Source organism: Devosia sp., from assembly GCF_014860165.1.
Lineage (GTDB): Bacteria > Pseudomonadota > Alphaproteobacteria > Rhizobiales > Devosiaceae > Devosia.
Genome location: NZ_JACZKG010000062.1, coordinates 77,787 through 103,446, shown reverse-complemented (window position 1 = coordinate 103,446; position 25,660 = coordinate 77,787). Strand labels below are relative to the sequence as shown.

Annotated in this window: 26 protein-coding genes; 15 read left to right on the top strand and 11 right to left on the bottom strand. The window is 64.0% G+C overall.

What is annotated here, in order from left to right; all coding sequences use genetic code 11:
• Positions 1 to 7: 7 nt before the first annotated feature.
• Positions 8 to 391, top strand: coding sequence for an MTH938/NDUFAF3 family protein (locus IH615_RS15370; protein ID WP_291363062.1), 384 nt, complete (start codon positions 8 to 10; stop codon positions 389 to 391).
• On the top strand, positions 392 to 1,237 hold the full coding sequence (locus tag IH615_RS15365) for a phytoene/squalene synthase family protein (RefSeq protein WP_291363060.1): 846 nt from the start codon (positions 392 to 394) through the stop codon (positions 1,235 to 1,237).
• On the opposite strand, the gene IH615_RS15360 is transcribed toward IH615_RS15365, so the two are convergent.
• Both IH615_RS15360 and trmFO read right to left on the bottom strand, forming a co-directional pair.
• Positions 1,234 to 1,686 carry a YiiD C-terminal domain-containing protein gene (locus tag IH615_RS15360; protein WP_291363058.1) on the bottom strand — a complete coding sequence of 151 codons (453 nt, stop codon included), beginning with the start codon at positions 1,684 to 1,686 and terminating at the stop codon, positions 1,234 to 1,236. The genes IH615_RS15365 and IH615_RS15360 overlap by 4 nt on opposite strands.
• On the bottom strand, positions 1,683 to 3,077 hold the full coding sequence (trmFO, locus tag IH615_RS15355) for a methylenetetrahydrofolate--tRNA-(uracil(54)-C(5))-methyltransferase (FADH(2)-oxidizing) TrmFO (protein ID WP_291363095.1): 1,395 nt from the start codon (positions 3,075 to 3,077) through the stop codon (positions 1,683 to 1,685). The genes IH615_RS15360 and trmFO overlap by 4 nt, the downstream gene beginning before the upstream one ends.
• An 85-nt stretch (positions 3,078 to 3,162) precedes the next feature.
• Between trmFO and IH615_RS15350 the strand changes: the two genes are divergently transcribed.
• Entirely contained in the window at positions 3,163 to 3,816 is a 654-nt protein-coding gene (locus IH615_RS15350) for a glutathione S-transferase family protein (RefSeq protein ID WP_291363056.1), read from the top strand.
• A gap of 88 nt (positions 3,817 to 3,904) precedes the next feature.
• Here the strand turns inward: IH615_RS15350 and IH615_RS15345 are convergent, their stop codons facing one another.
• The 4 genes from IH615_RS15345 to IH615_RS15330 all read right to left on the bottom strand — a co-directional run bounded on the left by IH615_RS15345 (position 3,905) and on the right by IH615_RS15330 (position 8,721).
• The gene (locus tag IH615_RS15345) at positions 3,905 to 4,054 is read right to left on the bottom strand and encodes a DUF1127 domain-containing protein (RefSeq protein ID WP_074797262.1); all 150 of its coding nucleotides are present in this window, start codon (positions 4,052 to 4,054) and stop codon (positions 3,905 to 3,907) included.
• Positions 4,055 to 4,252: 198 nt separating this feature from the next.
• Positions 4,253 to 4,405, bottom strand: a complete 153-nt coding sequence (locus IH615_RS15340; RefSeq protein WP_291363051.1) for a hypothetical protein — start codon at positions 4,403 to 4,405, stop codon at positions 4,253 to 4,255.
• 557 nt (positions 4,406 to 4,962) lie between these two features.
• A complete protein-coding gene (gene uvrA / locus IH615_RS15335; protein ID WP_291363049.1) occupies positions 4,963 to 7,860 on the bottom strand; it encodes an excinuclease ABC subunit UvrA in 2,898 nt (965 codons plus the stop codon).
• Positions 7,861 to 8,076: 216 nt separating this feature from the next.
• Positions 8,077 to 8,721: a LysE family translocator gene (locus tag IH615_RS15330; protein ID WP_291363047.1), complete on the bottom strand. Its 645-nt coding sequence runs from the start codon at positions 8,719 to 8,721 to the stop codon at positions 8,077 to 8,079.
• Between the two features lie 244 nt (positions 8,722 to 8,965).
• Here IH615_RS15330 and ssb point away from each other — a divergent pair, with 244 nt between their 5' ends.
• Entirely contained in the window at positions 8,966 to 9,484 is a 519-nt protein-coding gene (ssb, locus tag IH615_RS15325; protein WP_291363045.1) for a single-stranded DNA-binding protein, read from the top strand.
• Between the two features lie 93 nt (positions 9,485 to 9,577).
• On the opposite strand, the gene IH615_RS15320 is transcribed toward ssb, so the two are convergent.
• From IH615_RS15320 to IH615_RS15300, 5 genes are all read right to left on the bottom strand, one after another.
• Positions 9,578 to 10,903: a sensor domain-containing diguanylate cyclase gene (locus IH615_RS15320; protein ID WP_291363043.1), complete on the bottom strand. Its 1,326-nt coding sequence runs from the start codon at positions 10,901 to 10,903 to the stop codon at positions 9,578 to 9,580.
• 111 nt (positions 10,904 to 11,014) lie between these two features.
• On the bottom strand, positions 11,015 to 11,536 hold the full coding sequence (locus IH615_RS15315) for a hypothetical protein (RefSeq protein ID WP_291363041.1): 522 nt from the start codon (positions 11,534 to 11,536) through the stop codon (positions 11,015 to 11,017).
• Positions 11,537 to 11,722: 186 nt separating this feature from the next.
• Entirely contained in the window at positions 11,723 to 14,107 is a 2,385-nt protein-coding gene (locus tag IH615_RS15310) for an efflux RND transporter permease subunit (RefSeq protein WP_291363039.1), read from the bottom strand.
• A gap of 110 nt (positions 14,108 to 14,217) precedes the next feature.
• Complete coding sequence (locus IH615_RS15305) at positions 14,218 to 15,264, bottom strand: S66 peptidase family protein (RefSeq protein ID WP_291363037.1); 1,047 nt, start codon at positions 15,262 to 15,264, stop codon at positions 14,218 to 14,220.
• A gap of 98 nt (positions 15,265 to 15,362) precedes the next feature.
• Entirely contained in the window at positions 15,363 to 16,244 is an 882-nt protein-coding gene (locus tag IH615_RS15300) for an NAD(P)H-binding protein (RefSeq protein WP_291363035.1), read from the bottom strand.
• A gap of 145 nt (positions 16,245 to 16,389) precedes the next feature.
• Here IH615_RS15300 and IH615_RS15295 point away from each other — a divergent pair, with 145 nt between their 5' ends.
• The 11 genes from IH615_RS15295 to IH615_RS15245 all read left to right on the top strand — a co-directional run bounded on the left by IH615_RS15295 (position 16,390) and on the right by IH615_RS15245 (position 25,607).
• Complete coding sequence (locus IH615_RS15295) at positions 16,390 to 16,797, top strand: helix-turn-helix domain-containing protein (protein ID WP_291363033.1); 408 nt, start codon at positions 16,390 to 16,392, stop codon at positions 16,795 to 16,797.
• A gap of 66 nt (positions 16,798 to 16,863) precedes the next feature.
• A complete protein-coding gene (locus IH615_RS15290; protein ID WP_291363031.1) occupies positions 16,864 to 17,469 on the top strand; it encodes a helix-turn-helix domain-containing protein in 606 nt (201 codons plus the stop codon).
• Positions 17,466 to 18,692: an MFS transporter gene (locus IH615_RS15285; RefSeq protein WP_291363029.1), complete on the top strand. Its 1,227-nt coding sequence runs from the start codon at positions 17,466 to 17,468 to the stop codon at positions 18,690 to 18,692. The genes IH615_RS15290 and IH615_RS15285 overlap by 4 nt, the downstream gene beginning before the upstream one ends.
• An 87-nt stretch (positions 18,693 to 18,779) precedes the next feature.
• Positions 18,780 to 21,521, top strand: coding sequence for a DNA gyrase subunit A (gyrA, locus tag IH615_RS15280; protein ID WP_291363027.1), 2,742 nt, complete (start codon positions 18,780 to 18,782; stop codon positions 21,519 to 21,521).
• Positions 21,522 to 21,619: 98 nt separating this feature from the next.
• On the top strand, positions 21,620 to 22,240 hold the full coding sequence (locus tag IH615_RS15275; protein WP_291363025.1) for a LysE family translocator: 621 nt from the start codon (positions 21,620 to 21,622) through the stop codon (positions 22,238 to 22,240).
• 69 nt (positions 22,241 to 22,309) lie between these two features.
• Positions 22,310 to 22,804: a pantetheine-phosphate adenylyltransferase gene (coaD, locus tag IH615_RS15270; protein WP_291363023.1), complete on the top strand. Its 495-nt coding sequence runs from the start codon at positions 22,310 to 22,312 to the stop codon at positions 22,802 to 22,804.
• Positions 22,805 to 22,863: 59 nt separating this feature from the next.
• Positions 22,864 to 23,388, top strand: coding sequence for a peptidylprolyl isomerase (locus tag IH615_RS15265; RefSeq protein ID WP_291363094.1), 525 nt, complete (start codon positions 22,864 to 22,866; stop codon positions 23,386 to 23,388).
• A 218-nt stretch (positions 23,389 to 23,606) separates the two neighbouring features.
• A complete protein-coding gene (locus tag IH615_RS15260; protein ID WP_291363021.1) occupies positions 23,607 to 24,086 on the top strand; it encodes a peptidylprolyl isomerase in 480 nt (159 codons plus the stop codon).
• Between the two features lie 158 nt (positions 24,087 to 24,244).
• Entirely contained in the window at positions 24,245 to 24,637 is a 393-nt protein-coding gene (locus tag IH615_RS15255) for a hypothetical protein (protein ID WP_291363019.1), read from the top strand.
• A gap of 2 nt (positions 24,638 to 24,639) precedes the next feature.
• Positions 24,640 to 25,047 carry a hypothetical protein gene (locus IH615_RS15250; RefSeq protein WP_291363017.1) on the top strand — a complete coding sequence of 136 codons (408 nt, stop codon included), beginning with the start codon at positions 24,640 to 24,642 and terminating at the stop codon, positions 25,045 to 25,047.
• A 110-nt stretch (positions 25,048 to 25,157) separates the two neighbouring features.
• Positions 25,158 to 25,607, top strand: a complete 450-nt coding sequence (locus IH615_RS15245; protein WP_291363093.1) for a DMT family transporter — start codon at positions 25,158 to 25,160, stop codon at positions 25,605 to 25,607.
• The last annotated feature ends 53 nt before the right edge of the window (positions 25,608 to 25,660 follow it).

The following is a 25,660-nucleotide window of genomic DNA, read 5'->3' as shown; positions in this document are numbered from 1 at the left end:
GATGGGCTTGATCGAGACGCCGCACTATCCGGCCCAGGTCGGCATCGATGCCTATGGCAATGGCGGCTTCCGCTTTGCCGGCATCTCCCATCGGGGCTCATTGCTGTGCCTGCCCAAGGGCATGTTCGCCTGGGACGTCGCGGCAGTGGCGGATATCACGGCGGAAACGCTGGCCCAGGTCTTTGCGGCGGCCGACGATATCGACGTGCTGCTGATCGGCCTGGGGCCGGACATCGCCGCCATTCCGCGGGATCTGCGGGATGCGCTGCGTGAGCGCAAGGTCATCGTCGAAGCGGTGAATACCGGCAGCGCCATCCGCACCTACAACGTGCTGCTGGCGGAGGAGCGCGCCGTGGCCGCGGCCCTCATTGCCGTCGACAGGGTGCGCTAGATGGCCGAGGCCAGTTTCGTCCATGCCGCCGAAGCCCTGCGCAAGGGCGACCGCGACCGGTACCTGTCGACCCTGGTGCTTGATGACGAGCATCGCAACGCGGTGACCGCTCTCTATGCCTTCAACGCCGACGTCGCCTCGATCCGCGAGCGCGTGTCCGATCCGGCGCCCGGCGAAATCCGCCTGCAATGGTGGAGCGAGGCCCTGGAAGGGCAGGGGCATGGCGCCATCAGGCAGAACCCGGTGGCCGATGCGCTGCTGGACACCATGACCCGCTACAGCATTCCGGCCGGCACCCTGCTGCGCCTGATCGGTGCACGCCGCTTTGATCTCTATGACGACCCCATGCCCGATCTCGAAACCTTCGAGGGCTATGCCGGCGAGACGGTTTCGACGCTGTACCAGCTGGCGGCGATGATCCTCAACGATGGCGAGACCATCGAAACCGGCGATGCGGCGGGACACCTTGGCGTGGCCCATGCCATGATCGGGCATATGCGGTCATTCGGCTATGTCTCCTCGCAGGGGCGCATCATGCTGCCCTGGTCGATCATGGCCGCCAATGGTGTGACCGAGGATGAGATTTTTTCAGGCACCGCCAGCGAGGGCGTCGTCGAGGCCTTGGGCCAGGTCGCCGAGCTGGCCGTGGAGCACCTGAACAAGGCGGAGGCCGCGATCCGGCAGCTGCCCGCCGGGCTGAGGCCAGCCTTTGCCCAGATCGCCATGCTCGATGCCCAGCTGACGCACTACCTCCGGCGGTCGGTCGGGCCATTCAGCGTGGCGCCCGATGAGCCCGACTGGCGCAAGATTGCCCGGCTGGCCTGGTGGAACTGGCGCAACCGCTAGAGCCGGTCCTTGCCGAAGGCGACGAACTCGCCCGAGAGTCGGCCGGCAATCTTGCCCTGATAGTCCAGCTCTGCGCCAACAGTGATGCGGGCAAGCCCCCTGCGGGTCAGCATCTTGAGGAAGCCGTCCCACCCGCCATCGGCGTCTAGGGTTGCCGTGGCGGTGAAATCGCCGGCTATTGGCGCCAGATATTCCATGTTGTTGCGCTGGATCACCAGGCGGCTGGGCTGGCCTGCCGCCAGCAGGCGCAGATGCAGCAGCGACCAGGCGGACAGGATGGCGAGAGCCGAAGCGCTGCCGCCGAACACGGTGTCGCGGTGATTGATATTGGGCCCGAGCGGAGCGCCGAGCACGACCTTGTCCGCGGCGATCGAGACCACCCGCACGGCCATGGCCCGCGATAGCGGGATGTGGTCATGCAGGTAGGTTTCGAGCTCGGCTTCGGTCATGCCCAGGCCTTGAGATCCTCGAGTGCACGGGACGTAATCGCCTTGCGCTTGGCAATGGTCTTGTCATTGCCCCGCCAACGACCGGCGCCCTCGGGCTTGACGATTTCGACCTCGGGAAAGAGCCCGAAATTGACGTTCATCGGCTGGAAGCTGCGCGCGCCGCTATAGCTTTCGGCTTCGATATGGCCGCCGGTGATATGGGCGACCAGGGCACCCAGCGCCGTGGTGATGGGCGGCGTCGCCATCGTCTCGCCCCGGGCGTCGGCGGCGGCCAGCCGGCCGGTAATGAGGCCGACGGCGGCGCTTTCGACATAGCCTTCGACGCCCGTCACCTGTCCGGCAAAGCGGATGCGCGGATCGTTCTTGAGCTTGAGATCGGCTCCCAGCACCTTGGGGGAGTTGATGAAGGTGTTGCGATGCAACCCGCCCAGACGGGCAAACTGCGCATTCTCAAGCCCCGGGATCATGCGGAAGACTTCGGCCTGGATGCCGTAGCGCATCTTGGTCTGGAATCCGACCATGTTCCATAGCGTGCCCAGCGCATTGTCCTGCCGCAGTTGGACGATGGCGTACGGCTTGACCGTGGGGTTGCGCGGATTGGTCAGGCCAACCGGCTTCATCGGGCCGTGGCGCAGCGTCTCGACGCCGCGCTCGGCCATCACCTCGATAGGCAGGCAGCCGTCGAAATAGGGGACTTTTTCCCAATCCTTGAATTCATGCAGCGGCGCGGTCTTGAGGGCCTCGACGAAGGCGAAATACTGGTCCTTGTCCATCGGGCAGTTGAGATAGTCCGCGCCCGTGCCGCCGGGGCCGGCCTTGTCATAGCGCGACTGGGCCCAGACGATATCCATGTTGATACTGTCTTTGTGGACGATGGGAGCGATGGCATCGAAGAAGGCGAGGGCATCCTCGCCTGTCGTTGCCAATATGGCGTCGGCGAGGGCAGGGGAGGTCAAGGGACCACTGGCGATGATGACATTGCCCCACTCGGCGGGCGGCCAGCCGGCGATCTCCTCGCGTATGACTGTAATATTGGGGTGGTTGTGAATTGCGCGGGTCACCTCGGCGGAAAAACCGTGCCGATCGACCGCCAGGGCCCCGCCAGCCGGCAGCTGGTGCTGGTCGGCGGCGCGCATGATCAGCGAGCCGCAGCGCCGCATTTCCTCATGCAGCAGGCCGACGGCGTTCTGCTCGTGATCGTCCGAGCGGAAGCTGTTGGAGCAGACCAGCTCGGCAAAGCTGTCGGTGCTGTGGGCATCGGTGCCGCGCACGCCGCGCATTTCGTGGACAACGACCTTGGCGCCGGCCTCGGCGGCCTGCCAGGCGGCTTCGGACCCCGCGAGACCGCCGCCAATGATATGGATAGGTTCTGGATTGGACATGGGCCGCAGATAGCAAGTGGGGTGAACAGGTGCAACCAGCACTTGTGCTTGGACGGGCGAACATTAGCATGCACCGGCTCTGGGGGGATAAGCGGTGAGTCTGGAATTGACGCTGTGGGGGCGCACAAGCTCCGCCAATGTGCAGAAGGTTCTGTGGGCCTTGGCCGAACTGGGCCTGCCCTATGAACACAAGCTGGTGGGTGGCGCCCATGGCGGGCTGGACGAGCCGCACTATCGGGCGATGAACCCCAACAGGCTGGTGCCGACGCTGCAGGATGGCGATCTGGTCGTGTGGGAGAGCCACGCCATCCTTCGCTATCTGGCGGCAGCCTACGGCCCGGAGACGCTGTGGCGCGAGAATGTGCGGGAGCGGGCCATCGTCGATCAATGGACCGACTGGACCGCCACGACCTTCCAGCCGGCATGGATCGCGGTGTTCTGGCTGCTGGTGCGCACGCCTTCGGAGCAGCATGACCGCAAGGCCATTGCGGCGGCCTGCGCGAAAGCCGTGTCAGCCTTGCGCATCCTGGATGCGCACCTGGCCGATCGGGATTATCTGGCGGGCAATCGTTTAAGTTATGCCGATATAGCGGCGGGTGTGGCGCTCTACCGGTGGTTCACCATGGATATCGACCGGCCAGCCATGCCGGGCGTGGAGAACTGGTATCGGCGGCTGGAGCAGCGACCGGCGTTTCGGCAGGCCGTCATGGTGAGCTATGCCGAGCTCGTCGGCAGATTGGCGTTCTGACTGCCGGCAGGCAGACAGCAAAACAGCCGCATCTCAGAGAGAAGCGGCTGTTCGATTTGCTGAGGCTGAAAGTTCAGTCGGGCAAATACTAGAGGCCGGCAGCATGATCGCGAGCAATCCGATTGATGTCGGTGCGCGAAATGCCCAGATCGTTGAGCTGGCGATTGTCGAGAGCGGCGAGCTCACGAACGGTCTGCTGGTAGGCGGCCCACTTCTTGAAAGTCTTGCGGATGTCCATTTGAAGTCTCCTTTTCGTTTACGAGACTGTATTTAGGGCAGTGCCCGGCAAATGAGCAGTGGGTCATTGATCAAATGAGCTATGCGGTTTCTGCGGGGCTTTGGCCGGTGTGGTTCATTTTGGGTTAAGGTTGCCGCAAATGCGATGGCCGCCGGGTGGCCATCCGGCGGCCATGCAAAGCTCGCGCTCGTACAACGCTCAGCGATCGAACAGCGACCGCGTCATCTTCGAGAAGTCGGGGCCGGAAAGGCCCAGCAGATCGGCATCACGCGTCGAGGGAACGTCCATTTCCCGCAACGTCTGCTTAATGTCGACCAGGCGCTTGATGCGCCAGACGGCACGGACAAACATCGGCATGGTCCCTTCGAAAGGTTAATCGACAAACGCAAGATGGGGTGATTTGAGCCCATGCGCCATGTCGTAAACGTCAACGGCTTCATGCGCAGGACGCATGGCATTTTCATTGATCTGTCGCATTTGGCGTGCCGAAGCGCCGCCTGAATGCGGTTTTCGCTCGTGGGTTGCCGCAGTGAGCAGCGGTGGCGAGGCGCTTGCCTCGAAGTGGTAGATGAAGGAAGTGAGGCCTTTGCCTCGCCACCACGCCAGGATTTTCGCGGGTCCGGGCCAGGTACGCTGTGTCGCAAGCGCAGCTGCCGAGTTCCCCCCGCCCAATGGAAGCGACCTCCCATTCCTGGCCGCCTTCACGGTCATCACTCGTCATGACCGGCTCTGCCGTGAAGATGGGTGAAGGATATGGGAGGTTTGGGGTGCGGGGATAAGTCTGTTGAATCGCGCGTATGGCACCACTCCCTCCTACCTCCCCTAAATGGGGGAGGCTGGGAAGGGGTGGGCAACACGCACTGAGTTCTGACCAGTGCCAACGGATCAGTGTAGCGACGAGGAGTCTGCTACTCCGCCGCCCGCGTCGCGAAATGGGGCCGCCGCGCCATCACTTCCTTGAGGAACTGCCCGGTATAGGACCGCTTGTTCTGGGCCACCTCTTCCGGCGTCCCTACGGCGACGATCTCGCCGCCGCCATCGCCGCCCTCGGGACCGAGGTCTATGACCCAGTCGGCGGTCTTGATGACTTCCAGATTGTGCTCGATGACGATGACGGTATTGCCGCCCTCGACCAGTTCGTGCAGCACGTCGAGCAGCTTGGCCACGTCATGGAAGTGGAGGCCCGTCGTCGGCTCATCGAGCATGTAGAGCGTGCGGCCGGTGGCGCGCTTGCTCAGCTCCTTGGAGAGCTTGACGCGCTGTGCCTCGCCGCCTGACAGCGTATTGGCCGGCTGGCCGACCTTCACATAGCCCAGGCCCACCCGCTGCAAGGTGGCGAACTTGTCGCGGATAACAGGCACGGCCGAGAAGAAGTCCACGCCTTCGTCGATCGTCATGTCGAGCACGTCGGAGATCGACTTGCCCTTGAACTGCACTTCCAGCGTCTCGCGGTTGTAGCGCTTGCCCTTGCAGACGTCACAGGTGACGTAGACGTCGGGTAGGAAGTGCATCTCGATCTTGAGGACGCCATCGCCTTCGCACTTCTCGCAACGGCCGCCCTTGACGTTGAAGCTGAACCGACCGGGGCCATAGCCGCGCGTCTTGGCTTCGGGCAGCCCGGCAAACCATTCGCGCAGCGGTGTGAAGGCACCGGTATAGGTGGCCGGGTTGGACCGCGGCGTGCGGCCGATCGGCGACTGGTCGATATCGATGACCTTGTCGAGGAATTCGAGGCCGGTGAGGCTTTCATGCGGGGCAGGGACCACGCGCGCGCCATTCAGCCGGCGGGCGATGGCCTGGTACATGGTGTCGATCATCAGCGTCGACTTGCCGCCGCCCGAGACGCCGGTAATGGCCACAAACAGGCCCAGTGGCACGTCGACCGAGACATTCTTGAGATTGTTGCCGGTGGCGCCTTTGACGGACAGCACCTTGCCCTTCTTGCCCTCACGGCGCTCGGCGGGCATGGCAATGCCCATGCGCCCCGAGAGATACTTGCCCGTCAGCGAGTCCGGGTGGTTGAGGATGTCCTGCGGCGAGCCCTCGGCGACGATATGGCCACCATGCACGCCCGCACCGGGGCCGATATCGACGACATAGTCCGCCGTCATGATGGCGTCCTCGTCGTGCTCGACGACGATGACCGTATTGCCGATGTCGCGCAGCCGCTGCAGCGTTTCGAGCAGTCGGGCATTGTCGCGCTGATGCAGGCCGATCGACGGTTCGTCCAGCACATAGAGCACGCCCGTCAGCCCTGAGCCGATCTGGCTGGCGAGGCGGATGCGCTGGCTCTCGCCGCCCGAAAGCGTGCCCGAATTGCGCGCCATGGTGAGGTAGTCGAGACCCACATCGATGAGGAAGTTCAGGCGCTCGCGGATTTCCTTGAGGATGCGCTCGCCGATCAGCTTCTGGTTGGGCGTGAACTTCTCCGGCAGCACTTCAAACCACTCGGCCGCCGTACGGATCGACTTCTCGGTGACCTGGCCGATATGCAGGCCATCGATCTTGACCGCCAGCGTCTCCGGCTTCAGCCGATAGCCGCCGCAGGCAATGCACGGCTTGGCCGACATGTATTTCTCGATCTCCTCGCGCATGCCGGCGCTTTCGGTTTCCTTGTAGCGACGCTCAAGGTTGCCGATGACGCCCTCGAAGGGCTTGGTGGTCTTGTACTGGCGCAGGCCATCGTCATAGACGAAGTTGATCGGCGTCTTGCCGGTGCCATAGAGCACGGCATTCTGCACCTCCTCCGGGAGGTCGAACCAGGCGGTCCCGGTCGAGGCGCCGTAGTGCTTGAGCACCGCCTGCAGGGTCTGCAGGTAATAGGGTGCCGAGGTCTTGGACCAGGGCAGGATGGCGCCGTCGCGGATCGACAGGCTGGTATCCGGCACGATCTGGTCGGGGTCGATCTTCTGCTCTGTGCCCAGGCCATCGCAGACCGGGCAGGCGCCGAAGGGATTGTTGAACGAGAACAGGCGTGGCTCGATTTCGGCAATGGTGAAGCCGGAGACCGGGCAGGCGAACTTCTCCGAGAAGGTGGTCTGGCGCGGCGTGCCATCCTCGTTCTTCTCGTCGGCGAACTCGACCAGGGCGATGCCGTCGGCCAGCTTCAGCGCCGTCTCAAAGCTCTCCGCCAGGCGGCCGGAAATGTCGGGCCCGACCACGACGCGGTCGACCACCACTTCGATATCGTGCTTGAACTTCTTGTCGAGGGCCGGGGCATCCTCGATCTCGTAATACTCGCCATCGATCTTGACGCGCTGGAAGCCCTTGCGCATCAGGTCGGCCAGCTCCTTCTTGTACTCGCCCTTGCGGCCGCGGGCGATCGGCGCCAGCAGGAAGAGCCGCGTGCCCTCCGGCATTTCCAGCACCTTGTCGACCATCTGGCTGACGGTCTGGCTCTCGATCGGCAGGCCGGTGGCAGGCGAATAGGGCACGCCGACGCGAGCGAACAGCAGGCGGAGGTAGTCGTAGATCTCCGTCACCGTGCCAACGGTAGAGCGCGGGTTACGCGACGTCGTCTTCTGCTCGATGGAGATGGCGGGGCTGAGGCCCTCGATGTGCTCCACATCGGGCTTCTGCATCATTTCCAGGAACTGGCGGGCATAGGCCGAGAGCGACTCCACATAGCGGCGCTGGCCCTCGGCATAGATGGTGTCGAAGGCGAGCGAGGACTTGCCCGAGCCGGACAGGCCGGTCATGACGATGAGACTGTCGCGCGGCAGCTTGAGGTCGATGCCCTTGAGATTGTGCTCGCGGGCGCCGCGCACGATGATCTCACGGTTCTGGCTGGGCTTTGGCGTCATCATATCAGTCCATGGCTCGGTGCGCCGGAGGCAGCGCGGCGGCAAAGTCGGTATGGGGGCATCGGGGCAGGAGAGCCACTCAGATAGGCCTGGCTTGCCCCTCTCGCAAGCGGTCTGCGCGCATGGCGGCCCGTCTCTTTTGTCACCTTAGCGTGTCCCGACCACTTGCCAAAGCACCATTCAATCACAGGGAACATAAGCGGAACAATCCGGATTCGGTCAAGGTCCAACATGCTGGGTCAGGCCATGCCACGCCGTGAACAAGGCGACCGCGATGAACAATGCGCCAGCCCCGCGTCCGATCCAGATCGTCACCTGGGGATGGCCGACCAGCGCATCGCGGCCCTTGCCCGCGGCCAGCGCCAGCGCGCCATAGATCACGAACTGCATGATGACAGTCATCAGGCCCATGACCAGCGCCTGCGACCAGATCGGCCCATATTCGGGCCGCATGAATTGCGGGAACACGGCGAGCACGAAGAGATAGGCCTTGGGATTGAGCAGGCAGGTCACGAGTCCCTGCCGGAAGGCGACCCAGTCGGAGCGGGTCGAAGCACCGCCGATGCTGTCCACCGTGATGGAACTGCGCAGCAGCGTATAGCCGATCCACGCCATATAGACGGCTCCGACCAGGATCATCGCCTGGAAGATCATGCCCGGAAGCTGCGTGAGCAGCCCGACGGCCAATGCGCCGAACAGGGTGTGGACCGCGCCACCCACCATGATGCCGGAGACGGCGCTGAGCCCGGCCCGGCGGCCGCGCGTCAGGGCATTGGTCAGCACGAAGAACATATCCATGCCGGGCACCACGATGATGCCGAACAGCAGGATGAGATAGATCCAGAGCGCCTGGGTATAGTCCATGGTGATTTCCGCGTGAGTGACCGCCTTTGGGCCAGGCCTGCTGACAAGGCGTGTCAGCAGCCGCAAGCTGTCTTGACCTGCGCCGAAAGATAGAACATAACAAGAACAGATGCGGCGACAGTTCTGTTCACAACTGCGCCAACGTGCAGGCGGCAGGGCGCGGGTGGGAGTAAGGTGCCGCCGCTATGTAAGTGAGCGTCCCTGCGGACACGGACCCGGGACTGAATCAGAGAAGGAATGAGCGATGGCAGGCAGTGTCAACAAGGTGATCCTGGTCGGCAATCTTGGTGCAGATCCGGAAGTGCGGAACCTGCCAAGCGGCGGCAAGGTGGTCAATCTTTCGGTCGCCACCTCCGAGAACTGGAAAGACAAGAACACGGGCGAGCGCCGCGAAAAGACCGAGTGGCATCGCGTGGTGATCTTCTCGGAAGGTCTGGCGCGCGTGGCTGAAAGCTACCTGCGCAAGGGCAGCAAGGTCTATCTCGAAGGCCAGCTGCAGACCCGTAAGTGGCAGGACCAGTCGGGCGCCGACAAGTATTCCACCGAAGTGGTGCTGCAGGGCTTCAACTCGAACCTGACGCTGCTGGACGGCCGCGGTGATGGTGACAGCGCCGGCGAAGGCGGCGGCGGTTTCCGTGGCGTCGACAATGGCGGCGGTTTCCGCGGTGCGCGCGACAACAATGCCGGCGGCGGCGGACAGCGTCCCCGCGCCAATGCGCCGGCCTTCGAGCCCGGCGGCATGGACGACGACATTCCGTTCTAGTGACCGATACGACCGAGACGGGGAGGCCGCAGTCGGCCTCTTCGATCGGGCTTGGAGAGCCTGTCGGATACAGGGCCGCGACTGCTGTCAGGCCTATGCTGGCTTGAACGTGCTGCTGGTGTTGCGGCCGGCAGCCTTGGCGGCATAGAGGGCGATGTCGGCCTGACGAAACAGGTCCTCCGACGATCCGCCGCGATAGGGCGCCATGCCGACCGATGCGCTGAGGCGGAGTGTCTGCCCGGTCACGAATACCGGGCCACGCATGCTGCCGACAATTCCTGCGGCCGAGGCTTCCATATCAGCCAGCGTTGCGCCGGGCCCCAGCAGCACCGCGAATTCGTCGCCGCCGATGCGAGCCACCAGGTCCGCGCTACCGCAGCCGTCGACCAGCCGGCGGGCGGCTTCCTTCAGGCACACATCGCCGATGGCATGGCCATAGGTGTCGTTGACCTGCTTGAAGCCGTCGAGGTCCATCAGCAATAGCGCGCCGACCTCGCGGTCGCCGCTATCGCGCTGGGCCAGCCGCGCCTGGAACTGGGTGCGGTTGGCCAGGCCTGTCATCACGTCGAATTCGGCCAGGTAACGGGTGCGATCGGCCATGAGCTTTTCTTCGGTAATGTCCTGTTTCATTCCGAAGATGCGATGCGCTACGCCATCGCGGCTTTCCACCGCGCCGGTGAGCCGCATCCAGCGACGCTTGCCTGATGTGGTGACAATTTCGCAGTCGAGCGAGAAATCACTGCAGCGGGCGATCGCCTCGGCCCGGGCCGCCTCCATTTGGCGCCGCGACTCGTCTGTGTAGCAGGCAAGGGTCAGCTCGCGGGTCACCGCCGTGTCGCGGGGAATTTCGAACAGGTCGTAGACGCCGTTGGTCCAGATCAGGCTGTTATCGCTCAGATTGCATTGCCAGATGCCGATGCGAGCCGTCGCCGAGGCGCGATCGAACAGCGTTCGCCGCTGCACCTCGAGCGCGGCATAGTCATTGATGATCCGCACCTGCGCCTCGAGCTGGCGGCGCTGACGCTCGATGGCCGCCTGGGCGAGAACCTCTCCGGCCAGCGCCGCGATCGTGGTCGCCATCATGGCGCTGCGCGGCCGCGGATCGAACAGGCTCAGCAGTTGTTTGGGGTGATCGGCTTCTCCGGGAAGCACGATTCCGACATAGAAACGCACCGGCCCCTGCGCCGTATCGGCAATCACCAGCGGCTGCGCTGCCGCGACGGCGCTGGCCTCAAGTGCCGCCATGGGCGTCTGCGCACCGGCCGCAGCTGTGACGAAGAGACCATCGGTCGCGATGCTGCTCAGCCGCGCACCGGCAATGCCGAGCAGGTCACACAGCCGCTGCAAACGTGCGCCAGGACCCTGCCGCATGTCGGCGATCGGTATCGAGGGGGCAATGGCTGCGGTAACACTGCGCAAGGGGCGCTCCTGGATCGTCGAGGAACGGTAGCGCGCGCTGGTTAAGACTTCTTCAGTCCTAATCCGCTGACATCGAAAACAAATCCGACGTTTGCCCGAGGGCTTTCAGGTCTAGCGGGAGAACGGAACTTCGGCGCGCAGGCTGTCGCCGCTGTCAACATAGACCACGTCGAAGACCACCTCGATGGCATCGGCTTGCAGGGTGATCTGGGCGGTGATGTTGAGGTCTTTGCCTTCCTCGTCCTTGTCGCGCTCACGCAGGTTGAAGACGAGGCCGCCACCGCGCTTCTGGCCGACGGCGACACCGGTAAAGGTGGCGTTGGAGCTCATCGCCGCCTCAAAGCGCCTGCTGGCCTCGACATAGGCCATGGTGCCGGCCACCGAAAGCTGGGTGCCGGCCAGCGTGCAGCGCCCGCTATAGTTGACCTTGTCCTGGTTGCCCTGGGTCAGCGACATGCGGCACACCACCGTCTCGGTATTGGCGCCGATCAGCACGCCCCGGCCGCGCCAGTCGCCGATATAGGACTGCAGCAGGGCCACGTCGGCGGGTGCCGCGAGAGCCGGAGCAGCGCCGCTCGCAGCCAGCAGGCCGGCCAGAGCCGCGGCGCGTGACAGGGGTCCGAACTTGGTCATTTGTATTAAGCCTCCACGGAAATCATGCCCCCCGGCAGATTTCACCCCAACCCATATCAAATCGGCGCGACTGCCGGGCAACTTCTCGACAATTTGACCGCCCGAGCCACGAACCGAACGGGCGGCGGCAGAATCAGCGCCGCACCATGTAATCGGCGGCCGCTTTGGCTCGCAAGCGCCTGCCGATCAGCTTGTATGGCCCTCGGTGCCGCCCTCGCCGGTAATGGTGTCGCCGGTCGGATCGTCGGGTGTCGCCTCATGGTCGGCCGTGCGCACCCTGATCCGGCCCAGCGGCTGGAAGAACTTGCCACCCGCAGCCAGCAGCGCCGGCAGGATGAAGAGGTCGCCAATCACGGCAAAGGCCAGCGTCGAGACGAACAGCGTGCCGAACAGCGCCACCTGTGGCAGTTCCGAGAAGGTGACGATCACCACGCCCGAACACAGGATGATGGTGGTGGCGACGATCGCGCCGCCAATGCGATCCAGCGTGTGCTTGACCGCCTCCATATGCGGCCGCTTTTCCTCACGGCGCGAATGCAGGTAATGCGACAGGAAATGCACCGTATCGTCCACCGCAATGCCGAAGGCGATGGTCAGGGCGATGACCGTGGTCAGTTGCAGGCCCTGTCCGGTGAAATAGAGCCACGCCTCGGTGCCCAGCACCGGGAACAGGTTGGGGATGGCCGAGGCCAGCGCCACCCGGAATGACTGGAAGGCAAAGCCGATCAACCCGAGATTGACCAGCACCGAGATGGTCAGGTCGAGCTGCAGGCCGGTGACGATCTGGTCGGTGGCAAAGGTGGTCAGGATGCGGAAACCGCCAATTTCGGCCCCCTCGATCCCCGCCGCCTGCATCTGGGCGTCGACCTCCTCGACAAGTTGCTTCAGCGCGTCGGAATCGATGATGGTCGGCATGAAGCCGGTGACCAGCGCCTGCGAGCCGTCATCGGTAACGAAACGCTTGCGCATGAACGGACCGACGGCGTCGAACACCTCTTCGCGGGTAAAGCCGGTCTCGGTGTAGTTGGTCATGCTGGCGGCGGAGATGACCTTGTTCTGCCCGAGATGGGCTTCGAGAATGTCGTGCACCGCCTTGATGGTCTCGAAGTCGCGTGGGGTGACGTTGGGATCGTCATCCAGCAGCGGCACGCGGATATAGAGCGGCGCCACGCCGCCCACGCCCTCGTCGATATTCTCAGCGGCGCTGAGGGCCGACGAGTCCTTGGCGACGAAGTCCTCGAAGGAGAAATGAGGCTTGATCAGCGCATAGGGGATCAGCAGCAGGACCGTCACCGCGATGGCCAGGATCGACAGCTGGCGACCGAACCGGCTGGCGATGAACCAGCTGAGCGGCAGCGGCGCCGTCAGCACCAGGCTGCTGCGCTTGGGCGCCTTGAAGCCGAGGCGGATCGCCGCCTTGAGCATCAGCGGCAGGAAGGTCATGAGGCAAACAAAGAGCAGGAAGGTGCCGATGGCGCCGGCAATGGAGAATTCCCGCACACCCTGGCCGGGCGTCAGCGCCAGCGAGGCGAAGCTGACAAAGGTGGTCAGCATGGTGAGCGCCGCTGCCGGGCCGACCAGCTTCACCGTGGCGTCGACGGCCTTGTTGGGCTCCATGCCGTCCCGCCAATAGGCCAGCCAGTTGAAGACGAAGAACATCGACTCGGCAAAGCTGATCACCAGCACCAGCGTGGTGACGATGATGGTGAGGAACGAGAAGGACCCAAAGAACAGCAGGATGAGGCCCATCGACCACATGACAGCCAGGAACGGCGTTGCCGCCACCAGCAGCGCTGCGGGCAGGGAGCGCAGGGCCAGCAGGGCAATGACGGCGCCGAGCCCAAAACCCCAGACGGTGAACTTGACCTGGTCATCCACCGCGGCGTTGAGCATTTCCGAGGTCCAGATCGGGGGCCCCGTCAGTTCGACCGAGATGTTCTCGTCCTGATAGGGCGCGATGGTCTCGCGCAGTGAAGCGATCATCTGCTTGGTGCCGTCGCCCCTGGTCATCTCCTGGTTGGGAAACACGATGAGCACGACGCCGCTGAGGTCCGGCGTGATCAGATTGCGCATCATGGGGTCGTTCTGCTGCAGGTCGGCAAGCGCCACGGCGACTTCGCCGAAATCGTCCATCCCCTCGGGGACGGCCGGCACGGAGCCACCGAAGCCATCGGGCTTGCGCAGGGTAAATGGCGACATGGTGCCGACCGCGAACTCGTTGAGTTCGAGGTCGAACGCCAGCTCGCGCACGCGCTCCAGCGTTTCCGGCTCGGTCAGGCGCGGGGAGTTGACCAGCACATAGACATCGTTCTCGAACGTGCCGAAAGTGTCGGACAGGTGCTCATAGGCGTCATAATACTGCCCGGAATGGGCATAGACGCGCAGCAGGTCGCCATCGACATTCGCCCTGGGGATCTGGGTGAAACACAGAATTGAGAAGGCCAGCACGGCGATGGCAACAGCGCGTGGATAGCGCAGCGTGGTGAGGCCGATATATTCGAGGCCGAAGCCGATGGATCGATCATAGGCGAAGCGCGCCCAGAGGCGGCTGAAGAAAGAACCAACTGACACCGGGACCCGACTCCGCGAATACGGCAGTGAATTGGCGCGATTCCTACGGGTTTGTCACGGAGGCGTCCAGAACACAGCCGTGTTCGGGCTGGAATCCGGCAACAATGCTGTTAGCTCACGCCGGATTCCAGAATGGTCAGCCGTCCAGTCGCACAGTCGATGCGGGCCTCTACGCCATAGGGCAGGGTGAGCATTGGCTGGGTGTGGCCGAAATCGAGCCCGGCCAGCACGGGGAGATCGCCGCGCCCGGCTTCCGCCAGGACCTGCAGTATGGCGGCCTCCATGGCCTGCTGATAACCGCTGTCGCCCTTAGGATCGGCACGCGCGATGAGCAGTCCGGCCAGGCCACCAATAATGCCCGATGCAGCGTAGTTGCGCAGCCAATAGCGGATGAAATGGGGGGAGGGCGCATCCTCGGAGGTCTCGAAGAACAGGATCGCGCCCTGCCAGGCGGCCTTGTCCGGCCACCAGGCGGTGCCCTTGGTCATCTCCAGCACTTCGGCGCAGCCACCCAGCAGATGGCCGGTCGCCGTGCCGGATCCCTGGAGGATACGGGGCGCATCGGCGGGCTGGAGATGACGTGGCTGCGCCTGAAGGACCGAACTTGCCCAATCCGTGGGGCCAGCCGTCCAGCCCTCGGTATTGATCGGTACGGCACCGATCGGCGCGGCGGCGAACATGGCTTGGTGGACACCATCAGCGGTATAGGCGTGCATGCCGCCATTTTCGGCAAAGCCGGCCATGATGCTGGGGCCGTAGAATGAGGTCAGACCGGCCGCATAGCAGGCCAGATGCAAGGCCGTGGTGTCGGAAAAGCCGAGAAAGACCTTGGGATTGGACCGGATGACATCGAGATCGAGGTAAGGCAGCAGCCTGATGCAATCGTCCCCGCCGATGGTGGCGAATATCCCGGAAATAGTCGGGTCGGTGAAGGCATCCATCAGGTCCGCCGCGCGCGCCTGCGGGTTCTGCGCGATCCACTCGGCGGGTGCCAGCGTATGCGCCATCTCCACGACCTTGAGCCCACATCGCTGTTCGATCTGGGCCTTTCCAGCGGCATAGCGCTGCGGAAAGGTGCCGGGTCCTCCCCAGGAGGGCGTAACGGCCGCGATCGTATCGCCGGCAACGAGGCGTCTGGGCTTGACGAGTTGAGGCATGTCTAGGGACCGGTGAGGACGATCCGGAACCCCTAGCATGCGCCGCCACTCCTGCCCATGTCGGCGCCCGGTCCCTCGGAAGGGACCGGGCTGTCCTGTCAGGCGCCCAGGGCAGGGCGGTTCTGGGCGAGGAAGTCGGCAAAGGCCTGCGGCCTGCGGCCAGAGAAGTGTTCGACCACGTCGGTGACCGCGCCGTGGTAGCCGATCACGGCATCGACCTGGAACGCCACCAGGGCCTGGGCAAACCCCTCGGGCAGGCCAGCCGCGACCATGCCGGCAGTCAGTTCCGGCGGGGTGATGGCGACGCAGGTCACGGTCCTGCCGGTCGCCTTCGTGTAGAGTTCGGCGCGCTCAGCATTGGTGACGGGGGCGGGGCCGGTGACGTCGAGGACGGACTTGCCCTCAGCCGTCAGCAACGCGCCGGCGGCGGTGCGAGCTGCGTCGGCACGCGTGACATAGGCCGTGCCGCGGTCACCGATGAGGCCGAACAGCTGCCCCGAGGCGATTTCGTGGGCGGCGCTCATCAGGGTGTTTTCGGCATACATGTGATCGCGCAGGATGGTGAAATCGAGCCCGCTTTGGGCAATGGCGACCTCAGTCCAGAAATGCTCGGCGGCAAGACCTGCATCGGCATTGGGCCGCGCGGCCGGAGCCGAGGTGTAGACGACGTGCTTGACGCCAGCGGCCCTGGCAGCGGCAACGGCTGCCGACTGCTGGGCAGCACGCTTGCCGATGCTATCGGTGCTGATGATCAGGACGCGGTCGACGCCAGCAAAGCCGGAAACCAGGCTCGCGGCATCGTCGAAATCGACCTTGCGCACCGTAACGCCCCGGGCGGCGAGATCGGCCAGCTTGGCCGGATCGCGCGTGCCGGCAATGACCTTGGTGGCGCCGCGCGCCAGCAGTTCCTCGACAGCGATGCGGCCAAACTGGCCCGCTGCGCCGGTGACCAGCAGGGTCTGATCCTTGAATGTCGTCATCTTCGCTCTCCTTGTTGCAACAAACTCGTCCTTGCGGCGGATGCCTATGGAGAGTAAGTATCAAATGGAGAGTGCTATCTAGTGGGCTTTGATCGCCTGCGAAAGGAGGCACTTTCGCCGCACAAAGGCACCCCGGAGTAACCGCATGCGCAACCTGTCCGAAGAAGCAGAACTCTATGTCGAGCGCTGGAACAGCAGCGTGGGTGGCCCCTCCAGCGATTGCCCGGTGCGCGGCGTGCTCGACAAGATCAGCGATAAATGGAGCATGCTGCTGGTGATGACGCTCGCCAGTGGCCCCAAGCGCTTCAACCAGCTCCGGCGGGAAGTCCCCGACATCTCCCAGAAAATGCTGACCCAGACGCTGCGCGACCTGCAGCGTGACGGCATGGTGGCGCGTCGTGTCTTCGATACCAAGCCGCCTTCGGTGGAATATCGCCTGACCCCGCTGGGAAACTCGATCATCGTGCCGTTTGGCCATCTGATTTCTTGGGCCAGCGAGAACCACCGGCATATTGCCCAGGCGCGCGTGGAGTTTGCTGGGGCGGAAGTCTGACCGCAAACAGATGTTTGCAAAGAAATGTTTGCGATCGTAGGCTGGACCCATTATTGAGGTCCTGCCATGACCAGAACACATCTACGCGAAATCCGTCAGGTCACGCCCGATCCAACAGCGCTCAAGGCGCTGGCGCATCCGGTGCGGCTGCAAATTCTGGGCTTGCTGCGGCTTGATGGGCCGGCAACGGCGTCGGGCCTGGCAGCTCGGCTGGGGCTCAATTCGGGTGCGACGAGCTACCATCTCCGGCAATTGGCGCATCACGGCTTCATCGTTGAGGATGTAGAGCGCGGCAATGCGCGTGACCGCTGGTGGCGAGCGGTACACGAATCGACCAGCTTTGGAACAGATGCGGGCGATGGCGAGGCGCTGGAGGCCGGGATGGCCTTCGGGCAGGCCGCGCTCAACTGGCAGATCATGCAGATGCAGAGCGCGCTGCGGAACCACGTCAACCTCACCCCGGAATGGCGCAAGGCCTCGACCGTCAGCGACTACTATATTCCGCTCACCGCGGCGAAGGCAGAGGCGCTGGTGAAAAAGCTCCAGGATGTGCTGTGGGAAGCCATGCAATCGGCGCCGCCCATGGGCGGGCCTTATCCAGATGGGGTGGAGCCTTTCGCCATCATCCTGCACGGCTTTCCTCGTCCGCCCGAGGAGAAGGGGACGTCATGAGCGGGCACGGACCTCTCATCTCGCTGGCTGTTGCCAGTGTCGCCTCGATCGGTGGCACAAGGGTGTCCACCATCGCCATTCCGTGGCTGGTGCTGACGACGACGGGCAGCCCGGTGCTCACGGGCCTGGTGGGCTTTGCCGAAATGCTGCCCTATGTGCTGACCAAGGCATTGGGCGGTCCGCTGATCGATCGCCTTGGTGCGCGCCGTGTCGCCATCTGGTCCGACGGGCTTTCGACGCTCGCCGTGATGCTGGTGCCATTGCTGTTCTGGCTGGGCCTGCTGTCCATCTGGGTTCTTCTGCCGGCAGTGGCGCTGATCGGCGTGCTGCGTGCGCCCTCCGACGCAGCAAAGCACGCGCTGGTGCCGACAATTGCTGCGCTGGGAAAGGTGCCGCTGGAGCGGGTCACCGGCGTCATGGGCGCCAGCGATCGCCTGGCCGGAACCTTGGGCGCCGCCAGCGCCGGCGCATTGATCGCCCTGCTGGGTCCCGCGCCGGCGCTGCTCGCCAATGCCGCGGCATTCTGCCTGTCGGCGCTGGTCGTGGCGCTGGGTGTCCCCGGCCACGTTGCCAAGGCCCCCAGGCGGGACCGCTCCAGCAGCTATCGCTCCGAATTCGCGGCCGGGTGGAGCGTATTGAGCCGCAACCCGGTGCTGCGCAGCCTCGTCGTCATGATTGCCATCACCAATCTCTTCGACCAGGCCTATGCCATGGTGCTGCTGCCGGTCTGGGTACGGGCGGAGGGGCTGGATGTGACCTGGATTGGCATCTTTCTGGCCACCTTTTCCGGCGCATCCATTTTCGGGGCCGCCATCGCCGCCGCCGTGGGCCATAGGTTGCCGCGACTGCCTATCTATGTGGTCGGGTTCCTGCTCGCCGGTCCATTGCCCATGACGGCATTCGCCATCGACGCGCCGGTACCGGTGATCCTCTCCATCCTGTTGGTCAGCGGTTTTGGCGCCGGATTTCTCAATCCCATCATCGGGGCTATCATGTTCGAACAGATTCCGACGCCAATGGTCGGTCGGGTGATCGCGCTGTTCGGGGCTTTGGCCTGGGGCCTGATGCCATTTGGCGGGCTATTTGGCGGGCTGCTGATCGACAACTGGGGCATTGCGACCGCCTTGGGCGTAACCGCACTGCTCTACCTGCTGGCAACCCTGTCGCCCATTGCCATGCCCAGCTTCCGGCGGATGAGGGGGCAGCCTGTGCCCGCGTCGTGATCTCCACAGGCAGTTCCGGGCAAAATTAGCAATTTTCCCCGGAATCGCATAGATAAAGAGCAGTTCGAACAACCAAGAATCACCCCAGTGACCGATACGCCTGACACCGGAACCGGCGGGCTGCCGCCATCCGACATTTCGCTGATCTCCATCACCGATGAGATGCGCAAGTCGTACCTCGATTATGCGATGAGCGTGATCGTGAGCCGCGCGCTGCCCGACGTGCGCGATGGCCTCAAGCCGGTGCACCGGCGCATCCTGTTCTCGATGAGCGAGAACGGCTACGAGTACAACAAGCCATATCGCAAATCGGCCCGCGTTGTTGGCGACGTCATCGGTAAGTACCACCCCCATAGCGACGTGGCCGTCTATATGGCCTTGGTGCGCATGGCGCAGGACTTCTCCATGGGAGAGCTCCTGGTGGAAGGGCAGGGTAATTTCGGCTCGGTCGACGGCGATATGCCGGCTGCCATGCGCTATACCGAAGTGCGCATGCAGAAGATCACCAATTCCATGCTCGACGACCTCGACAAGGACACGGTGAACTTCCGCGACAACTATGATGGCTCCGAGAAGGAGCCCTCGGTGCTGCCAGCGCGCTTCCCCAACATGCTGGTCAACGGCGGCAGCGGCATCGCGGTCGGCATGGCGACCAATGTGCCCACGCACAATCTCGGCGAGACCATCGATGCGGCGCTGCTGATGCTCGACAACGAGCAGGTGACGACCGAGGAACTGCTGCAGGTGCTGCCGGGTCCGGACTTCCCGACCGCGGGCATCATTCTGGGCCGGGCCGGCATTCGCGCGGCTTATGAGACAGGGCGTGGCTCGATCCTGGTGCGCGGCCGCGTCGCTGTCGAGGAGATCCGCAAGGAACGCGAAGCTCTCGTCATCACCGAGCTGCCCTATCAGGTGAACAAGGCGACGCTGGTCGAAAAGATCGCCGAGCTGGTCCGCGAGAAGCGTGTCGAAGGCATTTCTGACATGCGGGACGAGTCCTCCCGCGAAGGCATGCGCGTCGTCATAGAGATCAAGCGCGATGCCCTGGCTGATGTGGTGTTGAACCAGCTCTATCGTTACACCGCGCTGCAGTCCTCGTTCGGTTGCAATTTCGTGGCGTTGAACGGCGGCAAGCCGCAATTGATGAACCTGCGCGAGATGTTGCAGGCGTTTATTGATTTCCGCCATGAAGTGGTGACGCGCCGTGCGCGCTTCCTGCTCAACAAGGCCCGTGACCGCGCCCACATCCTGGTCGGCCTGGCTGTGGCCGTCGCCAATATCGACGAAGTCATTGCCCTGATCCGCACCGCGCCCGATCCGGCGACGGCGCGCGAGCAGTTGATGACCCGCCGCTGGCCGGCACAGGATGTCGAGCCGCTGATCGCGCTGATCGACGATCCGCGCCACCGCATCAATGAGGACGGCACCTTCAACCTCTCCGAGGAACAGGCCCGCGCCATTCTCGAACTGCGCCTGGCGCGCCTGACCGCTCTTGGCCGCGATGAAATCGGCGAAGAGCTCAACGGCCTGGGCGTCGAGATTGCCGATTACCTCGAAATCCTGCGCTCTCGGGAGCGGGTGGTCGAGATCATCCGCAACGAGCTGACCGAGATCAAGGAGCAGTTCGCCACGCCGCGCCGCACCGAAATCTCCGACGTGGTTGGCGATTTCGACGACGAGGACCTGATCGCCCGCGAGGACATGGTGGTGACCGTGTCGCATGAGGGCTACATCAAGCGCGTGCCGCTCTCGACCTATCGGGCGCAGAACCGTGGCGGCAAGGGCCGCTCCGGCATGGCGACGCGCGAGGAAGATTTCGTCAGCCGCCTGTTCGTGGCCAATACGCATACGCCGGTGCTGTTCTTCACCGACCGTGGCATCGCCTACAAGCTCAAGGTCTGGCGCCTGCCGCTGGCCCAGGCCAATGCGCGCGGCAAGGCGCTGATCAACATCCTGCCGCTCGAGCAGGGCGAACGGCTGACCACCATCATGCCGCTGCCCGAGGACGAGACGACCTGGGCAAATCTCGACATCATGTTCGCCACCACGCGCGGCACCGTCCGCCGCAACTCGCTGGCCGACTTCGTCGAGGTGCGCCAGAACGGCAAGATCGCCATGAAGCTCGACGAGGGCGACCAGATCGTCGGCGTCGAGACCGCGACAGCCAATGACGACGTGCTGCTGACCACCGCGCAGGGCCAGGCCATCCGCTTCCCGGTGGACGACGTCCGCGTGTTCAAGGGCCGCGATTCCATGGGCGTGCGCGGCATCCAGCTGGGCGAGGGTGACAAGGTCATCTCCATGGCCGTGATCAACCACTCCGACGCGACGGCCGAGCAGCGCGCTGCCTATCTCAAGCGCAGCCGTGCGATGCGCGGCGAGACCGAGGCCGAGGATGCCGCAGCCGATGAAGCCGGCGTCGAGGCAGGCGAGCTCGACCAGGAACTCTACGCCAAGATGGGTGCGCAGGAGCAGTTCATCCTCACCATCTCCGAAAACGGCTATGGCAAGCGCACCTCGAGCCACGAATACCGGATCACCGGACGTGGCGGCAAAGGCATCGTCGCCATGGCGGTCAACAAGCGCAACGGCAACCTGGTCTCGAGCTTCCCGGTGGAAGATACCGACCAGATCATGCTGATCAGCGACGGCGGCCAGACCATCCGCCTGCCCGTCGGCGGCGACAAGCCGATCCGCATCGTCAGCCGTGGCAGCCAGGGCGTCATCGTCTTTGATACGGCCGAGGGCGAGAAGGTGATGTCGGTGGAGCACATCAGCGAGCCGGAAGGCGACGAGGATCTGCCACCCGAGGCGCCGGTTGCCGAATAAGCATCAGGGGCGCCGTTTGGCGCCCCTTTCGTTTCCGGGCCTCGCCTCTTGCCAATCGCGCAGCCCGGTGGCTTGCTCCTGTCCAAGGAGTCCCTGCCATGTTCGACCTCACCACGCTCATTCCCTATCTCGGCGCCTGCTTCCTGCTGGCTATCGTGCCCGGCCCCACGGTGACGGTCATCGTCGCCAATGCGCTGGCGCGCGGCACCGGTGCGGGCCTGGCCATCGTGGCCGGCACGCAGGCAGGCTTCCTTGTGATGACGCTGGTCGTCGCCCTGGGCATGCAGGCGCTGGTGGCCTTCATGGGCTGGGCCTTCGACTGGATCAAACTGATCGGCGCCGCCTATCTGGTCTGGCTGGGCTGGAAGATGTGGCGGTCGAACGGCGAACTCGGCGAGGCCCGGGCCGAAAGGACCAAGTCGCGGCTGGCCATGGCCGTCGAGGGGTTCCTCGTCATCCTGTCCAACCCCAAGGCACTGATTTTCCTCGGTGCCTTCCTGCCGCAGTTCGTTGACGTGACGCAGCCGACTTTCCCGCAGGTAATGATCCTGGGGCTGTTCTTCATGCTCGTCGCCGGCTCGACTGACGCGATCTATGCCATCGTGGCGGGCCGCGCCCGTGGCCTGCTGAGTGCAGCGCGGGTCCGCGTCATTTCGCGCGTTTCCGGGCTGATCCTGATGACCGGCGGCGTCTGGCTGGCATTGCAGAAGCGGGCTTAGGCCGTCCGCGCCTTGCCATGAATCCCGGCCCATGACAAAACCCTTGCAACAACAACGGGGGAGGGCGCCATGAGCAAGCTGGTTGGGTTCTATCCGGGCTCATTCGATCCGCTGACCAACGGGCATCTCGACGTGATCGAGCGGGCCTGCAAGCTGGTGGATACTCTGGTCGTTGCCGTCGGCATCAGCGCCACCAAGAAAAGTCCGCTCTTTGCCCATGAAGACCGTATCGCCATCCTCGAACAGGCGCTGGCGCCGGTTGGCAAGCGGACCGATACCGAGTTTCGCATCGTCGATTTCAGCGGGCTCATGGTCAACGCCGCCCGCGAGCATGGCGCCAAACTGATCATCCGCGGCCTGCGCGACACTACCGACTACAATTATGAAATGCAGATGGTGGGCATGAACGCGCAGATGGCGCCCGACCTGCAGACGGTGTTTCTGCCCTCGAGCCCGCCCGTGCGGCATATCTCGGCCACATTGGTGCGCCAGATCGCTGAAATGGGCGGCGATATTTCCGCCTTCGTTCCGCAAATCGTTCTGAAAGCCCTGAAAAGCAAATGATTGCCCTTACCCGTCGCCTCTTCGGCGCCCTCGTCATCGGCGCCGTGGCGCTGTCCGCCATGCCTGCCATCGCCCAGACCGGTACCCCGCACCTGATCCTCACTATCAAGGGTGGCGATGTTGACATCGAGCTGCTTCCTGCCCTGGCGCCCAAGCATGTCGAGCGCGTGGTCGCGCTGACGAAGGAGGGGGCCTATGACGGCGTGGTGTTCCACCGCGTCATCGACGGCTTCATGGCCCAGACGGGCGACGTGAAGTTCGGCAAGACCGGCGGCGAGGAATTTGACCTCACCATGGCCGGCATGGGCGGTTCCGACCTGCCCGACGTCCAAGCCGAATTCAACGCCGAGAGCTTCCAGCGCGGCGTGCTCGGCGCGGCGCGCTCGCAGGATCCGAACTCCTTCAACTCGCAGTTCTTCATCACCACCGCCGATGCCAGCTTCCTTGACGGCCAGTACACCGTGTTCGGCAAGGTCGTCAGCGGCATGGAACTGGTGGATGGCCTCGCAAAGGGCCCGGCCGAGCAGAACGGCGCCGTGGCCAACCCGGACCAGATCATCAAGGCGAAGATCGAATATAAGTGAGGGCTTGGGGAGCGGCTCACCGTTCCCAAACCCACCGCGCGTCACCCTCGGGCCTGACCCGAGGGCACTTCACTTTCTTAGGCGCCCGGTAAGTGCAGAGCCCCCGGGGTCAAGACCGAGGGTGGCGACCGGGGATGCCCCGACGCTCGCGCAACCTTGCACCATCAGCCCAATGGCCTTACATGCGGGCCACAATCCCCAACCAGAAAGTCAGATCCATGGCCGAATACGCCGATCCCGAAAACACCCTCGTCATCGAAACTACCAAGGGCAATGTCGTTATCGAGATGCGTCCCGACCTGGCGCCAAACCATGTCGCCCACATCAAGAAGCTGGCGCGCGAAGGTTTCTATGACGGCATCGTGTTTCACCGCGTGATCGACGGCTTCATGGCCCAGACCGGCTGCCCGCAGGGCCGCGGCACCGGTGGTTCGAAGTACCCGGACCTGAAGCAGGAATTCAATGCCGAGCCGCATGTTCGCGGCACTGCCTCCATGGCCCGCGCCCAGAACCCGGATTCGGCCAATTCGCAGTTCTTCATCTGCTTCGGCGATGCGCCCTTCCTCAACAAGCAGTACACCGTCTGGGGCAAGGTGATCGAGGGCATGGACAATGTCGACCAGATCAAGCGCGGCGAGCCGGTGATCAACCCGGACAAGATGCTTTCGGTCAAGGTCGCGGCCGATATCGCCGCCTAACCATCGCTATCCTGGGCGGCCAACATGGCCGCCCAAACGACTATCCCGGGGCGGCCCACTGTCAGGTGTGCCGCCACTTTTTCTTCTGTTCACCGGTCATTCATGTAGGCTCTGCTTGAAGGCCCGCCGAATACGAAGCAATGGGTCGGGAGATTGAGATGAAGGGGATATCGCGCAGACTGGCGGCAATCGCGGGCATGCTTGTGCTGGCAACGGGCGCGCAGGCCAGCGAGGGCCTGATGTGCAGCGGCGAGGGCGCGACGGTGGACGTGGCACTTGGCCGGCTTGTGGTGGTTGGCGTATTGGGCGCCTTCGTCGATATGGATGGCACCACCTATTCCACCGGTCCGGAACGCGGCGAGGGTATCCCGATCGCGACCGGCCAGGCCTTTGGCGACGACGACGGCATCAAGACCGACTTCGTCGATCCCAACTACGAGGAAATCCTCGTCAAGGTTCGCCTGACCTATACCGGCAACGAGGACGAGCCGCTGGCCGGCACGGTAACCATCGGCGACAAGACCGCCGACATCGCCTGCATGGCGGGCTGACCATGAGAAACCCTGTATTGCGCGGCCTGGCGGTCGGATTGGTTGTGTTGGGGTCAGTGGCGGCGTCGCACGCGACCGAGTGGATGTATTGCGGAGACACCGAGGCGGTGGTCGAGGTGGGCTTCCTGCTCGGATCGGTCGACGCCTTCATGCCGGCGGCGATCACCATGCGCCACAAGACCATGCACTGGACCTCGGGCGAGGCCTATGGCGAGGGCGCCCCGATCACCATGGGGCAGGGGTTTGCGGATGCGCGGACGCTGCAGGTCGACCTGTTCGACGAAAACCTGAGTGAGCGCGTCGCCGAATTGCGCCTCAGCCGCGCCGAGGAAGGCGACATGGTCGTGCTTGCCGGAACGCTCCGCATACCGGGGCAGGGTGTCTGGGCCGTGGCCTGCGACGCAACCTGAGGCGCCCGCTGCGAGCCGTTTGCGCCTGGAGCGGAATCGGTTTCTAGATTGACGCCTCTCCGTCTGGACCTGCTCCACAGTGTCCGATCAGATCAGGCTGTTTGATGAAAATGGATACAGTGCTCTGGGCGCTGATGGGCGTCGTTGCTGGTGCGTGCATTGCCACCCAGGCGCCGATCAACGCCCAGCTAGGCCGCAACCTGGGTGTGCCAGTCGCAGCGGCAGGCGTGTCGTTTGTCGCCGGGGCGATCCTGCTGTGGGTTCTCGCCTTCGGCCAGAGCGTGGTGACATCGACACCCATTGCGTTCGGCGCACCGGCACCCTGGACCTTTGTCGCTGGTGGCGTGCTCGGTGCATTCTACGTGTTCTCCAACATCACCCTGACGCCGATGATCGGGGCGGCTGCCGTCATGGCGCTTTCAGTGGCGGGCCAACTGATTGGCGGCATGCTGCTGGACAAGGTGGGCTTCATGGGCATGGCGGTGCGTGAAATTTCAGTGGGCCGGCTGGCCGGAGCGGCGTTGATCGTTGCTGGCGCCCTGATGGTTCGGACACTCTAGCTGCTGGCAAGGGACGCCGCTGACCATCGAGCGGCCTGACCATCCAGACGGTG